Consider the following 15,156-nt stretch of genomic DNA (forward strand, 5'->3'; position numbering starts at 1 on the left):
TATTAGTTACATGTTAATGTGAAGCTGGGCGAAAACTTTAAATAACTATTCATCAATGGTTGTTCAATTCTATTTGTTTCTATATATTTTAGACTGGGTTTAGGGATTTATCAATGATTAAATACATATTCCTTTTTGTTATATTGTTGTTTTTTTCTATGGTTAATAGTGAAATGCTGGATTTTTTAAAACCAAATAAAATAATAGTAAGTCCACCAGTCTCTGGAGTGGTATTAAAAGGTGGAGAGCCTGTGGAAAATATAGAGTTGTCTATTTTGGCTGGATTTAATAAATATTACCATAGAGTTACCAGAACGAATGAACAAGGACGGTTTTATTTTGAGCCAATAAATCACAGTCAGTGGTTTAAACCATTATCCATTAATACGAATTTAATCGGAATTCAAATTGTAGCAAGTTTCAATAATCATGAAGTACTATTATGGTCTTCTCATACTGGTTTAAAATTGTACGATTATATTCTTGAAAATTTAGATAATCTTGAATGTGATATAGATGATGTGCCTCACGAGTATCATTTTAAAAATCGAGTTGTTCCTAGTGGACGTTCCCATTCTGTTTATGGAATATGTCGTTTACGAGGTTATGAAGAAAAAATAGCTAGAGAGGATTTATGACTCCATTATCTCCCAAATTGGCATCAGAATTAGCGTATCTCCCTTATCAATTTATAACAAATAGACACGAAAAGAAATTTATTGCTGATGGTTTTGTAACTAAAGAGTTTAGTTTAAATAAAGAATCACAAGCGTTTAAAGGTCAAACTGGTGGCATATTTGGTATAGGCAGGAAAACGGAAGGATTTGCTTTAATCGGTATAGGAAAAGGCAAACGAGAAAATGAATTGGTGATTTCTGTTAGAGGGACTAAAACTGGTCATGATTGGATGACGAATTTAAATCTCGGATTAAAGGGTTCACCTAATAGCGCCATAGCTCATTCTGGTTTTGTGAATACATTTCATTCTCTTAAACCTCAAGTTAAGAGATTTATACTTTCTCGAAGTAAAACACCTAGTCATATACACTGTGTTGGACATAGCCTCGGAGGAGCTTTAGCATCTTTATTCTCTGATTGGATTAAAATAGAACTAAAAGTATCTACAACACTTTATACTTTTGGAGCACCTAGAGTTGGGCAGATTTCCTATGCTCGAAAATCTACAGAAACCAATAAAAATATATATCGTTGTACACATGGCGCTGATCCTGTTCCATTGATTCCTTTGTGGCCTTTTGTACATGCGCCATATAATGGTACAGAATATCGATTAGATGATGGTGTTGGAGTCTATTTTTCTGCACATGGTATGGGAAGTAGTGATACGCCAGGATATTTGAATACTGCCAATAGTGAGAATTGGGGGGCATTAAAAGTGCGCTCTTTTGACTATTTAAGTCGCCCTACTCGTTTGAAATTTGATGACAGAAATCAAGCTTCTTTTACTGGGTATTGGGCGAACAAACTGAGTGCAGCGTTAGTGACTCTCCTTAACGATGCCGGTCCACAGCATGCGAGAGCTATTGAGTTACAAGCACGTATATCAACAGGGATGACTTTCTACGATCAGTTGGCTAGAAATATCGAAAAAATAGCAGCAGCATCTGAAAAGCTTACGGAGCAGGCTAAAGGTTTGTTAGGACATATGTTAGTTTTTGCTGGAAGAGGGGTCAGTAAAATTACAGATCTTTCTGCTCATTTTATTCGATGGGTATTTCAAGTCACAGTAGGGAAACTTTACAGCACAGCTAAACGTGCTGTGGATGCAATTTTCTAGTAGTGATCAACAGTAACTTTCTGATTAAGTCGCTAAGTTGCGACTTGCCGATAGGTGATGTGTCGTACCATTCTTCCTTTTGTGACAATTAGCGAGCCTGCCATACAGGTTTCGAGTTCATGAGTTTCGGTTTATAAAAAGAGTGAGAGGGTGTCTTCTCGCTCTTTTCTCTAAAGAGCATTCGATGTTATTCGCTCTCTCTTCTTCTTTCCCACAAGCTAGCTAATCTCAAAGGGTGCTCTTAGTCCTATTCTAAATTAAACAATTAGTCCTAATTATAAAAACCTAGAGTGGTGTGATTTGTCTTTCTCATCACACTCTAGCCCGATGTCTTTCTTGAGATGGTCACTCATGGTGGTCGTACACTTTTCTTTTTTGCTTAAACTCAATGATATTATTTTAAATTTCAGCTTATTAAGTGTTTTCTTGATGTTAATGTATCTCGCTGGTTTCATGGCGACTTCCTTGATTACTTATCAGATAGCGCTATTATCAAGGCAAACAAAATGGGTTACGAACAACGATTTATTAAAGGAACTATAACCTCAGCTTATGGACAATAGACTGCGTTATCTCTCAGCACTGCGTTTTTTCGAATCGGCCTCGCGGCTAAAAAGTTACAGCAAAGCGGCCGAAGAGCTGCATGTTACCCAAGCTGCCATTAGCCAAAAATTACGCCAGCTTGAAGATCGTTTAGGGTGCAAATTGTTTGTTCGTCGTGGGCGGGAAATGCATCTCACCGATAAGGGGCAGATCCTGCAAAAACATGTGAATGATGGCTTCAAAAACATTGTTACAGGGCTCAATCGAATTCAAAACGAACCGCTTGAAGGCGTATTGAATGTTAGCGCTCCTCGCTCGTTTTCGACTCGCTGGTTAATGCCTAGATTGTGGAAATTCACCATGGAATTCCCTCATGTACCTATTCGTGTGCAAAATGCTAAGGGCATTGATATCCGCCACACAGAAACGGATGTGCTTATTTGGCAAGGTGATGACACCGTCGAGCATCTTGAGCTTGAGCAAGAGACGTTATTTGAAGAGGCCATTTTTCCCTACTGCTCACCACAGTTAGCAGAATCCATGAAGTTTACTGAGCCAGAACAACTGCTACGCTGTTGGCTGATTGACTTTAACTCTGCCTCCTTCAACTGGGATCAATGGTTTCACTGTGCTAATGTTCAAGCCAAGCGTGATGGGATCCAATGGATGGAAGTCAGTACATTCGATATGGCGATTAATGCCGTTGTTGCGGGTCATGGTGCATGTTTGGCGACAGAGAGCATTACCGCCGATTTCGTTGAGCGCGGCTTGTTGGTCAAGCCATTTAATATCGGGCTCAATCCTGGCGTTCGCATCTCCGTGATCAGTGATCCTTCGTCATCACGTGTGTTAAGGATTAACGCTTTCAAGGAATGGTTACAAAGAGAACTTCATTTTCAGTAGCCTATGCTTGTTGCTTTCACCTCGCTCCCTGGCTATGCGCAAGTTGATAATGTCTAGGCTCATAGTGAGCCAAATAAACCAAAGCGAGCCGAGGCTCGCTTTGGTTTGTCTTAAAGTGATGGATTCAAAGAGGGGGAACCCGATCAGTTATCCCGAGTCGAGGTAACAATCACACTAAACAGGATGAGTGCGCCACCGAGCAATTGCAGCGCGGTGAGGGATTCTTGTAACCACACCATCGCGAAAATGGCGCCGAACAGAGGTTCACTGCCCATTAGGAGTGAAACTCGAGTCGGTGAGGTTCTGCGCACGGCGTAGTTTTGCACGTAGAAAGCAAACAGCGTACAAAACAGCACGAGGTATGCCACTGTGAGCCAAAATTCGAGTGAGACGGGCAGTACAATCTCTGCGGCTGGTACATACACCAAAACCCCAACAATCGCACAGCTTGCCACCACAAGTGATTGCAGGGAAGTGAGTGTGGTGGTGGTGATGGCTTTGCCTTCGGTGAAACGTTTGGTCATGGTGACCATTAAGGCACGCAGCAGTGCCGCGGTTAAAATGAAGTAGTCCCCCGTGTTGAGTGAGAGCTCAAACCCTTGTTCGCTGGTGAGCAAGAGTACGCCGATGACACTGCACACAGTGAGAGCCAATAAGGTATTACTGATGCGTTTTTTGTTGATCACCAGTTCGGCAAACGCCGTGAGGATAACGGTAAGGCTGATCAAAAACGCGGCATTGGATGCAGAGGTTTGTGAAACCCCAAACACTTCGCAGAAAAAAATCGCCGAGAGGATAAAGCCGGTCGGTATGGCAATCTTCCAGTCCTTATTGAGTCCTTGGCGAAAGTCTCGAATCACGACAGGTAGCATACACAGGAATGTGACCGAGAAACGAATCGAGATAAATACTAAAACAGAGGTGTAAACCAGTGCGCTTTTGGTGAGCCCGTAACTGGTTCCCCAAAACACGGCCACTAACAGCAGCAGTGTTTCAGTGAGGGGAAACTTAAAACTTCCTTTTCCTAACGAACTCGTTGCGGTTGTCATATTAATTCTCCATTTTGGTAAAAGCGATGACCAGAACATCCCTAGTTGCTGATGTCTCGCTGCTAGCGGGGTAAATCGTGGAAACTTCATGCATCGTAGCGGCATCGTCCGCCATGACGATGTCGAAGGTTTTATCGAGCGTGATGCGCTCGAGTTCATTTTGATTGGCATCGGTGATGCGGGTTTCGCCACCGTGTACATTGATCTTGTTGATCATCATCGAGGCGATATACGTGACACCATCGCGGTGTAACCCTTCAGGCGTTGGTTCGCCTGCTTCAGCTTCCGTTGCGGTAATGCGATATGGGTGCAAACGAATGTTCCAGTTCTGTGGCGAACCTTCGACATCGTCGTATACTTCGCTCATCATCTTGAGCAGTTTTTCCAACACGGGCGATGTGACAAAGCGATCCGTCAGCGGTTCAAAATGCCTTTCCACACCACCGTTGAGCGTGTTGATGTACGACGGTTGAACATAGGGTTCATGCGGCATCATCACGATTTCTTTGCTGCGTGCAAGCTTGGTAAATTGACCATAACGACGGTAGCGATACGTACCACCATTCGCCATATAGCGATCGCGTTCTAACTGGTTCCAGCAGTTTTTAAACTTGATTACCTCGCCAACATGAGTACTGAGCAATAACGTCATTTGTCGTCCATTGATAAAGACGTATTTGTACTTTTTCAGTTGTTGTGAAATGGGAAGAACGCTCTGCTTGGTTTTGTGAGTCGTGCTTTCTGTCATCTGCGCCTCCATTATGCGACTTGATGTTTTTTATCAGATGTCGGTTCAATTTGAACCGAGCGCATACTACGGGTGTGCGCCACGGATATCTCCCAATTGTCGCGATCACGCAGGTATCGTGCATTATCTGCAACGATGCTGGTGGCGATTGCATTGCCTCGGGAGAGTTTAAAGAGGACACTGCCAGAGACATGCTCGGCAGTGTGAGCGATGAACGCATAGCTGGCTTGCTGCAGTAGGCTACCAAAGCGGCCTTCGACCGCTTCTTGAGTCCACGTTTCGTTATGCCATGCTTTGGCTTTGAGAACATCGGTAGGTAAAGTTGCCGTTTCCAACAACTTATAAGCCTTCATCAAGAGCGTTGCGGCGGGTGCTTCGCGCACCTCTAACACTTTTTCGTCTTGATCGAGATGATCGAACCCTACATATCGACCTATCTCGTACGCGCCAACGTGGTTGTTAATAAACGCTATTAACTCGAGTAATGTTACCGGCTTGTCGTTTAGGGTGACAGGGTAACCTTGCCTGAAGCCAATCTTGATGCTGTCGCCATCAAGTTGCTGCTCTGGGCGCCATTGCGACCAGGTAAAAAGCGAATCTGAGAGGGTGAATTGTTCTGGGTCATCTAAGATGCCGGATTCAAATTCACGACACCATAGGTTGGCATCACCACTGACATTTCGTGACTTAAAGCCAATAAGTCCTGAATGAAACAGTGTCTGCGCCTTTTCTTCACGGCTGATGGCGGAATATTCGTATGGGGAGCCGTAGTAACCTTGATAGCCTGAGCGTTCAATCGCGCCATTGAGACGGCGTAAGCTGTTTTGTGATTGATTCGCAGTGTGGAAAATGGCATCGCAACCTAGGCGGTGAGCCAGCTCGAGCGCTTTTTTGACAATAATTGGACGAGAGAGTGAGGAGCTCACAGGGTAGTCGCCCAAATAAAGAGCTTGTGCTTGTATGGCAGAAACTAAGCTGTGTTCAGCAAACTCTTGTTTGGCATCGAGGATCTTTAAGTCGAAGCCGTAGTGGTCGGTCACCAGTTTTAGTTTTGATTCGTCGATCTCTTCGCCAAGATCGATAGCGACGGCGGTCACTTTAGCGTGGCTGTCCTTTAAGATGTCGAGTAGGTAGGAACTGTCTAGTCCTCCACTAAATAGAGTCAAAATGTGTTGGGCATGTTTCGCCACATGTTTTACATCCTCAATGCTTCTGACTTTCTTCATCTCTCAATCCTTGAGTTTGACTCATTGCTGTCAATTGACTTATTTAGTATCTATAAGTAACTTCAACGGAACAATATAGTGAAAATGCAAAGGATAATTGCGCCATGGACACAAATAGGCTCATTCCACTGCTTTCAGAGATGGCTATTTTCGTGAATGTCGTCGAAACCGGTAGTTTTTCAAAAACCGCGCAAAAACTCGGTGTGTCGCCTTCTTCGGTGAGCCGCTCGATTACGCGTTTGGAAAGCGTGCTAGAGAAAAAGCTCTTGGAGCGCACGACCCGACAAATGCGCTTGAGTGCGACAGGGCAAGAAGTGTACAGCCTGTGCAGTGACATGATGAATGCCGCCAAAATGGCGGTTTCAGCGGCGCAAACCGACATGAGTGAGGTGTCGGGTTCGCTTCGTGTCGCGGCACCAAAAGCGCTCGCTCGCCAAGTGTTGATGCCGCTCGTGCTCGACTTTCTTGCTGAGTACCCCAAGATTTCGCTGCAACTTAAGGTGGCCGATCACTATATTGATCCGATTGGTGATGAGGTGGATGTGATTATTCAAATCACCGACAAACCGACGGAAGGGCTAGTGGCGCGAAATTTGGGCCAATGCCGTCTGGTGTTGTGCGCCAGCGAAAGCTATTTGCAGCAGCAAGGCACGCCGAATCATCCAGACGATTTAGCAGGACACAACTGCTTATGTTTAGGGGAGAATCCCCGTGATAGGTTGTGGGATTTTACCCTTGGTAGCCGCAAGATCTCGATCAATGTGAAAGGGTCGTTTGCGGTCAACCACAGTGAAATTCGCCGCGAAGCGGTGTTACGAGGCTTTGGGATCTCTGTGTTTCCAGAATTTGCGATTCGCCAATACATCGAATCCGGTCAGTTAATCCAACTACTTAGTGATTGGCATGTGGGCGGCAACTATCAAGGGCAGATTCTGGCACAATACGCGCAGTCGAAATATGTGCCGCAGCAGATCAAAACCTTTGTTGAGTTCCTACAACAACGTATGTTGGTGTAGCGATGAATTTGCAAAAGCAAACTATTTGGCCTGAAAAGAGAAACCCCGCGATGAATGGATCATCGCGGGGTTCGTTTTCATCTTAATGCGAGTAATGATTCATTAAGCGTCAGCACGTTTTAGGTGTACTTCTTCTTCTTTCTCACCTGCTTTCGGATCGGCAAAGCGGTCAAGATCTAAGGCACCTTCTGATTTCGCAACAATTACAGAAACACACGCGTCACCAGTGATGTTTACGGCGGTGCGGATCATATCCAGCAGACGGTCGACACCCATGATCAGCGCGATACCTTCCAGTGGCAGACCCACTTGGTTGAGTACCATCGCCAGCATGACCAGACCAACGCCCGGAACACCAGCAGTACCGATAGACGCCAATGTTGCGGTGAGTATCACCATCACATAGTCACCCATGCTGAGGTCGATGTTGAATGCTTGAGCGATAAACGCGGTCGCCACACCTTGCATGATGGCCGTACCATCCATGTTGACGGTTGCGCCCAACGGAACCGTGAACGAGGCGATTTTGTTGTCTACGCCTAGGCGGTTTTTAACCGTTTCCATGGTGGCTGGAATGGTGGCATTCGAGGAGGCCGTTGAGAAGGCAAACATAATGGCATCTTCCATTTTCTTCAAGAAAGTCAATGGATTTAGGCCAGTGAAGCCTTTTAGCATCAAGCTGTAAGTGACCAAACCGTGGATGAGCAGCGTTGCCGTCAACACTAGGAAGTATTCACCTAGATTGATGATTGCGCCCAAACCTAGGCCAGTAAACAGTTTCGCCATCAAGAAGAACACGCCGTAAGGGGCTAGGTTCATCAGTAGCGCAACCAGCTTCATGATCACTTCGTTAAGATCAGAGAAGATCGCCGCAATGCGTTCGCCCGGTTTACCAGCTGCACTGATGGCAATACCAAACAGCAGTGCGAAGACGATCACTTGAAGCGTTTTGCCTTCGGCCATCGCACTGATTGGGTTGGTCGGGAACATATCGATGATCACTTGACCCAATGACGGTGCTTCTGCCGATTTGAACGAGCTTGCTGCGGTGAGATCTGCACCAGCTCCAGGTTGGAATACCGTGCCCATGGTCAGAGCGAGTGTGATAGCAACGGCGGTGGTGGTGATGTAAAACGCCAAGGTTTTACCACCCATGCGACCTAGGGTCGAGATATCTTTCAGTGAGCTGGTACCACAAACAAGCGAAACAAAAATCAGTGGTACAACAAGCATTTTTAAGCTGGCAATAAAGATTTTACCGCCGACTTCAAAAAGTCCATTTACGATGTATGCGTCAACAAATCCATTGTCAGCAAATAGCGCGCGAATTGCGAATCCTGTCAAGATACCCGCAACCATGCCAAGTATTACACGGCCGGTTAGCGACATCGGTTTCTTGGTATTCATATGAACACTCCTTATAGTTATGCACCTTGAGTTCAGTTCAAGGGGAGCAGCAGGGTAGCAGTGTCCACTAAAAATAAAAAAGTAAATTGATGAATTGGATTAATAGATGTGATCTATATCACCTGAAAATTTAGTACATTCACAAGGTGATAACAAAGTAAGCTAGAATATTTATCTGTTGAATTAGGTTGTTTATCTTTTTTATCGATAGATAAACAAACCTATCAATTCCTACCAGATGATAATCGCTATGCATATGCCTATTGATTTTGCATAAACAAACGCAAGTTATGCACTTGCTTACTCTTCACCCACCTGAGGAGAGAATGACTTAGGGTGATGACGAGCATCTTGCTGATAAGCAAAATCGGCCAAACTCGCAAAGTTCTGATGCGTCCAGACTTGCTCTTTTTTCAGGGTGTCAGGCAAGGCTGAAAAGTGTTTCTCCTCGTTGCTGGCAATCAGTTTCAGACTGATCCAATCGGAAATCGGACTACCATCAGAAAAGTACTCATTGAGCGACAGAGTATGCTCGCTTCCCGGGTAATTAGGCTGAAGGGTGTAACCTAGATGGTAGTCACGCTTGAGCAGCAGCCATTTGTCAGGCAAACGACGTGCGCTGTCCCACCACAGCCCATCGAGCGCTTCAATCTTCTGTTGAGTCATCTTTTTCGATTGCGCTTTGAGTTCGCTCAGGCGTTCTTGCAGGGCGCGATCGACGTTTTTAGAGAAGGTTTTCTTATCCAAGGTTGGGTTGGTAAGAATCACCTGTTTCGCCAGTTGAGCGCCAAGCATGTTGGAGTAGAGATCTTCTGGGGAGAAGGCCGACGCTAACTCGTCGAAGCCGCCGACGGACATCAAACCAAACCACTGGGCAATTTCATGCCATTGCGCTAATTGAAAGGCGATGAACGCAGCCGCTTCAGCACTGCGTTGCACTTTTTCGGCTTGACTGAGAGACTCAGCCTGAAACTGAGGCTGCCAATGGATCTGCCGCACACGCAGCTCTTGTTTGAGCTCAACCTGATATTCCTGACCAAGATGGGCGAGATTTTCTTGATAGAGATAGAAGGTGTAATCCGCGGTGTCTCGAACGTGGGCGGTATCAATAAAGCCTGCTTGTTGGGTAAAAATTAGGCCGTTGCTTTCATCGCCCAGACCGAGCAAATTGCCCGACACGGATTGTGAGCCATCGTTGTAGCGGTGCTGGCCAATTTTGTCGGCGTCCACCACGTTACCCACCGAAAAGAACGGGACGGGAATGCCCCCCAACTGAGCTTTTAAGTCGTAACCAAAGGCGCAACACGGTCGCACGCCCACGGGGGCATCAACTTCGGCAAACGCCGAGGAAGAGACGCTGGCGAGTAATAGAAGAAGAGTTGTTTTGTTCATTTTCATCATGATTTTCTAAAACGCCTCATTGACATGAAAATAGAAACCGCTGCTCTCTTTGCCAAATCCCATATCGACGCGGACATTGATACGCGCTTTGAAGGCAAAACGATAACCGATGCCAACGGTGGGGAGCCAAGATTGTTCGAGCAACTCGTTGTAGTGAGGGGCAATGGTGCCTGCGCCGACCCAAGCCACCATCCCATGACGTTGATTAAAACTATGGCGCACCTCCACTTGGGTGGAGAGCTGATTGCGATCGCGATATTGGCCTTGATAGTAGCCGCGCATCCGTTGGTCATCGCCCAGCATGGCTTGATCGTACCAAGGCACGTCACCGGTAAACGCTTGGCTATAGAGTTCCATCGCCACAATGGTTTGCGAAGAAACTCGCAGATAATGGCGTACATTCATCAACCATTGTTGGTAGTTGGTATCACTGCCGTACTGATGGCGAAAGTCACTCCATTCAAGATTCCAATAGCTGCCCATTTCCGGATTGGGTTCAAAATCGCGGCTGTCGTATTCCATACCCAGCAACATGCCGCTGCTTCTGCCATTACTCAGCGCTTTGGCTACGGGTGTCTCATCGTCAACGGTCACCCCTTGGTAGGTTTGCCAGTGCCATCCCGCTTTGAGATAGACGCTTGGTGCAATCTCATAAGCGATTTTGGGGTTGAATTGGTAACGTTGCGCATTGTACTGAGTTTTGTTGCTGTCGGTCTGCGCCGCGCTTTCGCCTTGGCCCCAGTAATAACCGGGTGTATGGCTCACCCAACCATCGATCAGTAGTCGAATACGATCGCCACAAAGATAGGTGCGATTTTCAACCCCTAACCCGTAAGAGCCTGAAGTCGAAGCATAGGAAGTCAGCGTTAAGGTGGAATAAGGGTCTGCAGATTGCCAGCCCGTTGGTGTATACAATCCCACGGCCGCGATGCCGATACCGAGCCCTTGCTCTGGATTGACAAAGGGGCCCGGTAACACGCCCCAGTCGATCAGTTTGCTGGTATCGACGGTGTCGCTGGAACCCAGTTTCTCCAGTAGGTTATCTACCCAACTGCTTTGTGGTTTTGCAAAGGCACTGACACTGGTGAGAGCCAGCAGAGCGTAACACCCAACTTTGCTCATGGGTTAGAATCTCCGATCGACTGAGAAGAACATGCTCTGGCGGTCACCAAAACCAAACTCACCGAGCAGATACCAACTCTCATTGATTTGATACTGCATGCCCACAATGGGGTTCCATGGGTTTTGTAGGTGTTGCTGCACCTCAAAACGGAGGTCGGATGGAAGCCAAGAAGTGACAGACGAGGGTAAGCCAAGATCCGATAGGGAGCCTTTTAAGGTTTGCTCTACATCTTGGTACATGGCGCCAGCCCACAAACGCAGTGGAATACCGTTGCTGTTGAAGTCGTAACCGACGCGAGGTGACACCACAATCGCATCGATTGTCCCGTCGATCACCGTCAAACGGCTTTGCGTGAAGCTCGCGTCCACCAACGCAAACCAGTTTTCATATCCCCCGACTAACACAGCGCCAAAGCCAGTGGTGTAGCCATCCAGATCTAAACGAAAGTCTTGGATTTTATGGGTGATAAACGGTCTGTTGGGGTTAAAGCCTGCGGTTAAGGTGACGTCTGTGGTCGAATAGCCATCTAGCTTACCCACCAAACCATACAAGTTAAGAAAGGGAAATAGCCAAACGTCAGCCCGTAATGTCAGCACTTCGGTATATTGGCGTCCGGGTTCTGCATCCAAACCGATATCGAGATAGTTGAAGTCCAACCCTTGCAGATCGATGGAATCGACATTAATACCTTGCTCCATCGTCATGTAACTCAAGTTAAAACCGATCGGTTTTGGCAAGGTGTAACCAAGCGCTTCTGCGTCTTCTTTCCAGATAGGCAGTGAAAAGGAGTCTGCTACGGTTGGGGTGGAGCAAGCAGCAAACAGTAAGGAGAGCAGAACGGCTTTTTTCATTCGTTAAACATCAATAAATAGAGCAAAACCGACATAAGTGGTTCAGCCATTGTTGTACATCGCCTTGGTTTAGGCACCTGTCAATGGTCTCTCATCCGTTGAACGCCATTTTGTCACGATCATACACCTAATTTTTTACAAGTAAACTTGAAAGTGTACTTTTGTTATTTTTGCTCTATACTAAGCGGCAATGGAAAGAGGATGGCTATGAAAGTTACCGAGCAAAAACGGCTTGCCCTTATTGAGGCCGCCAAAGATGAATTTATAGAATTTGGTTTTAATGCCGCCAACATGGATCGTGTATGCGAAAAAGCATCCACTTCAAAACGCACTCTTTATCGACACTTTGAAAGCAAAGAGTTGCTGTTCACTGCAGCCATTAATGCCATGGTGGAAAAGCAAAAAGAGCACACCACATTTTTATATCAAGCTCATGTGGCGCTGGACTCGCAGCTCAAAGCGTACTTGCAGCGCAAAGTGACCGGTCTCTACAGTGAAGTGGGTTTGCCTGTAGTGCGTATGATCGTGGGTGAATTCATTCGAGAGCCCGAGCTGGCACAGCGATACCTAGCCTTGATGGGAGGCAAAGACGTAGAACTCAAACAATGGATAGAAAATGCCATCAGTGACGGAAGACTCATCTCTGGCGATAGCCAACAAATCATGGCCACCTTGTTAAATCTGTTCCACGGTCAATTTTTATGGCCGCAATTGGTGGCGAACCTTTCGCAGCCCAATGAGCAAGAGCAACAGGCGCACATCAATGAAATTGTGCGTATCTTTCTTTGCGCGTATAGCAGTTAACGAAAAAGTGAGATTCATGCTCTAAGAGCGGACGCTGGTAGGCTAAACGACAAAAGCAGAGCGAAACTGAGCTCTGCTTCTCGTCATGTCATCAGTGTTTGATAATCACTATTTGGTCGCTAAGCCTTTGCTGTGTAAATAGGGCAAGATGTGAGGGCGAGACTCCCCCGCTAGTTTCCCTGTTACTTGTTCAGACCAACTGGCCTGTTTTTGGTTTGATGAACGCTTGCCATAGTAGTCGAGCATGGTTTGATCGTATTGCTCTACTTTACTGAGATCGAGCGGCTGATAGTGGTTCTCGTGGAGAATCACCTCCGCGGGCAACCGTGGTTTCAGTTCAGGGTCTTGGTCAGGATGGCCTAAGCACATACCAAACAAGACGGCACTGAACGGAGGCAGTTCGAGAAGCGCATCCACCTCGGCGGCTTTGTTTCTCAGCCCACCGATGTAAACGCCACCTAACCCCATTGACTCTGCGGCCAATAAGCAGTTTTGCGCCATGATGCCGGCATCCACCGCGCCGATCAATGTCAGCTCGGTAAAGCCCGCTTGTACTTCTGAATTGAGCGTGGCATGGCGTTGATAATCAATGCAAAACACGAGGAATTCGGCGGCTGTTTCGACATAGTGTTGTGGTCCTGCGAGTTCGGCAAGCTGCTGACGTTTGGCTGGATCGGTAATGCGAATGATTGAGACCACTTGCAGCAAACTGGAAGACGAAGCGGCGAGTCCCGCTTGAATGATGGTGTTGAGTTGCTCTTGCGTTATCGCTTGGTCGGTAAATTTGCGAATAGAACGGTGGGAAAGCAGAGTGTCAATAACAGCGTTCATAGCTCAATCCTTAGCAGTAAATGTGCACAAACTTTATCCGCTCTGATGAAGAATGTCGAATCTCTTGTTATTAGCCCTATTAATCGTAATGACAAATAATTGGAATGGTCAATTGCTGGCAGAAGAATAGACTGCCGTTTTCTTTTTTTGGTTGCGATTGCCATGTCCTGTCCTTATTTTGAGCAAAAGAGCTGCACTTCTTGCACACACATGAATACCCCTTACTCTCAGCAACTTGAAACTAAAGACAACGCGTTACGTACCTTGTTTTCTGATGTTGCACAAAGTGCGTGGTTGGCTCCGGTTCAAAGTGACTCAATGCATTGCCGCAACAAAGCGAAAATGGTCGCGCTTGGTGCCGCGCATCAACCCACGTTGGGGATCGAAAGTGTCCAAGACGGCACGCCCATCTCCTTAGTCCATTGCCCGCTCTATACCCAAGACAGCCAAGAAATACTTGCCTATCTGCAAGAATGGATACGCACATCAGGTATTCCACCGTACAACAAAGTGAAGAAAAAAGGTGAGCTTAAGTTTGTTCTGCTGACACGCAGTCAGGCTCGTGGCGAGTTCATGTTGCGTTTTGTGGTGAAAAGTGAGGCCGCACTTGAACGCATTCGCCACAACTTGCCGAGGTTGCAACAGGCGTTTCCTGCTGTTCGCGTCATCAGCGCGAATATTCAGCCGATCCACATGGCTCGCTTGGAAGGGGAGCAAGAGATCTTTCTCACCGATGCGCATTACTTGTTGGAAGAATTTAACGGTGTACCGATGGTGGTGAGACCAAAAAGCTTTTTCCAAACCAATCCGCATGTGGCGGCCCAGCTTTACGCCACCGCGCGCGATTGGGTGGCCGAGCTCAAACCACGCCAAATGTGGGATCTTTTCTGCGGCGTTGGTGGCTTTGCGCTTCACTGCGCACCGCACGCAGAGCAAGTGATCGGCATCGAAATTGAAGAAGAAGCGATCAACAGTGCGAAGCTGTCCGCTCAACAACTCGGCATTGATAACTTACGTTTTTCGGCGTTGGATTCGGCGGCTTATTCTCAAGCGCAAACGCAAGCCGCGGATCTTATTTTGGTTAACCCACCACGTCGCGGCTTGGGGCAAGCGCTGAGTGAACAGTTGGAGCAACTTGCGCCACAATATTTGATTTACTCCAGTTGTAACCCAGTAACGATGCAGCAAGATCTGGCGCATCTGTCCAGCTACCGAGTCGAACGTGCTCAGTGGTTCGATATGTTTCCGCATACTGATCACGCTGAAGTGATGATGCTGTTGGTGCGCCAATAAGCGATTAGCCTTAACTGAGTTCAGCTTAATTAAGTTGCGTTGCTTGTGGTGCACAAGGGCTACAATCGGTCACAGCACAGTGTTGGGCTCCATTTTCATTCATAGTCCTCATTTTTCGTGGTCAATAGCGCAACAAATGTGCGTCAGATCATTGGTTTGGTTT

At 46.7% G+C, this 15,156-nt stretch carries 14 protein-coding genes; 6 read left to right on the top strand and 8 right to left on the bottom strand.

From position 1 onward, the window contains the following. Nucleotides 1-113: 113 nt before the first annotated feature. From LZU85_RS01815 to LZU85_RS01825, 3 genes are all read left to right on the top strand, one after another. Complete coding sequence (locus tag LZU85_RS01815; RefSeq protein WP_237286219.1) at nucleotides 114-638, top strand: DUF4198 domain-containing protein; 525 nt, start codon at nucleotides 114-116, stop codon at nucleotides 636-638. Then, nucleotides 635-1,798: a lipase family protein gene (locus LZU85_RS01820; protein WP_237286220.1), complete on the top strand. Its 1,164-nt coding sequence runs from the start codon at nucleotides 635-637 to the stop codon at nucleotides 1,796-1,798. Before LZU85_RS01815 ends, LZU85_RS01820 begins: the two co-directional genes overlap by 4 nt. 552 nt (nucleotides 1,799-2,350) lie before the next feature. Continuing rightward, the gene (locus LZU85_RS01825; protein WP_237286221.1) at nucleotides 2,351-3,244 is read left to right on the top strand and encodes a LysR substrate-binding domain-containing protein; all 894 of its coding nucleotides are present in this window, start codon (nucleotides 2,351-2,353) and stop codon (nucleotides 3,242-3,244) included. Nucleotides 3,245-3,387: 143 nt separating this feature from the next. Here LZU85_RS01825 and LZU85_RS01830 read toward each other — a convergent pair whose 3' ends face one another. Genes LZU85_RS01830 through LZU85_RS01840 form a run of 3 tightly spaced genes read right to left on the bottom strand, consistent with a single transcriptional unit; the run spans nucleotide 3,388 to nucleotide 6,267 of the window. After that, on the bottom strand, nucleotides 3,388-4,293 hold the full coding sequence (locus LZU85_RS01830; RefSeq protein WP_237286222.1) for a DMT family transporter: 906 nt from the start codon (nucleotides 4,291-4,293) through the stop codon (nucleotides 3,388-3,390). 1 nt (nucleotide 4,294) lies between these two features. After that, nucleotides 4,295-5,041 (bottom strand): 2OG-Fe dioxygenase family protein, encoded by a 747-nt coding sequence (locus tag LZU85_RS01835; protein ID WP_237286223.1) that lies wholly within the window; start codon nucleotides 5,039-5,041, stop codon nucleotides 4,295-4,297. Nucleotides 5,042-5,052: 11 nt separating this feature from the next. Beyond that, nucleotides 5,053-6,267, bottom strand: coding sequence for an argininosuccinate synthase-related protein (locus LZU85_RS01840; protein WP_237286224.1), 1,215 nt, complete (start codon nucleotides 6,265-6,267; stop codon nucleotides 5,053-5,055). Nucleotides 6,268-6,371: 104 nt separating this feature from the next. On the opposite strand from LZU85_RS01840, the gene LZU85_RS01845 reads away from it, so the two are divergent. Further along, nucleotides 6,372-7,283 (top strand): LysR family transcriptional regulator, encoded by a 912-nt coding sequence (locus LZU85_RS01845; protein ID WP_237286225.1) that lies wholly within the window; start codon nucleotides 6,372-6,374, stop codon nucleotides 7,281-7,283. A gap of 102 nt (nucleotides 7,284-7,385) precedes the next feature. On the opposite strand, the gene LZU85_RS01850 is transcribed toward LZU85_RS01845, so the two are convergent. From LZU85_RS01850 to LZU85_RS01865, 4 genes are all read right to left on the bottom strand, one after another. Then, the gene (locus tag LZU85_RS01850) at nucleotides 7,386-8,690 is read right to left on the bottom strand and encodes a dicarboxylate/amino acid:cation symporter (RefSeq protein WP_011151642.1); all 1,305 of its coding nucleotides are present in this window, start codon (nucleotides 8,688-8,690) and stop codon (nucleotides 7,386-7,388) included. A gap of 300 nt (nucleotides 8,691-8,990) precedes the next feature. Beyond that, complete coding sequence (locus tag LZU85_RS01855; protein WP_237286226.1) at nucleotides 8,991-10,091, bottom strand: DUF4056 domain-containing protein; 1,101 nt, start codon at nucleotides 10,089-10,091, stop codon at nucleotides 8,991-8,993. A 6-nt stretch (nucleotides 10,092-10,097) separates the two neighbouring features. After that, a complete protein-coding gene (locus LZU85_RS01860; RefSeq protein WP_237286227.1) occupies nucleotides 10,098-11,213 on the bottom strand; it encodes a BamA/TamA family outer membrane protein in 1,116 nt (371 codons plus the stop codon). 3 nt (nucleotides 11,214-11,216) lie between these two features. Next, nucleotides 11,217-12,065: a TonB-dependent receptor gene (locus tag LZU85_RS01865; protein ID WP_237286228.1), complete on the bottom strand. Its 849-nt coding sequence runs from the start codon at nucleotides 12,063-12,065 to the stop codon at nucleotides 11,217-11,219. Between the two features lie 207 nt (nucleotides 12,066-12,272). On the opposite strand from LZU85_RS01865, the gene LZU85_RS01870 reads away from it, so the two are divergent. After that, nucleotides 12,273-12,869, top strand: a complete 597-nt coding sequence (locus LZU85_RS01870) for a TetR/AcrR family transcriptional regulator (protein ID WP_237286476.1) — start codon at nucleotides 12,273-12,275, stop codon at nucleotides 12,867-12,869. Nucleotides 12,870-12,977: 108 nt separating this feature from the next. On the opposite strand, the gene nfsA is transcribed toward LZU85_RS01870, so the two are convergent. Further along, nucleotides 12,978-13,700: an oxygen-insensitive NADPH nitroreductase gene (gene nfsA / locus LZU85_RS01875; protein WP_237286229.1), complete on the bottom strand. Its 723-nt coding sequence runs from the start codon at nucleotides 13,698-13,700 to the stop codon at nucleotides 12,978-12,980. A gap of 162 nt (nucleotides 13,701-13,862) precedes the next feature. On the opposite strand from nfsA, the gene rlmC reads away from it, so the two are divergent. Continuing rightward, a complete protein-coding gene (gene rlmC / locus LZU85_RS01880) occupies nucleotides 13,863-14,993 on the top strand; it encodes a 23S rRNA (uracil(747)-C(5))-methyltransferase RlmC (RefSeq protein WP_176296995.1) in 1,131 nt (376 codons plus the stop codon). Nucleotides 14,994-15,156: the final 163 nt, after the last annotated feature.

Source organism: Vibrio floridensis, assembly GCF_021852965.1.
GTDB lineage: Bacteria > Pseudomonadota > Gammaproteobacteria > Enterobacterales > Vibrionaceae > Vibrio > Vibrio floridensis.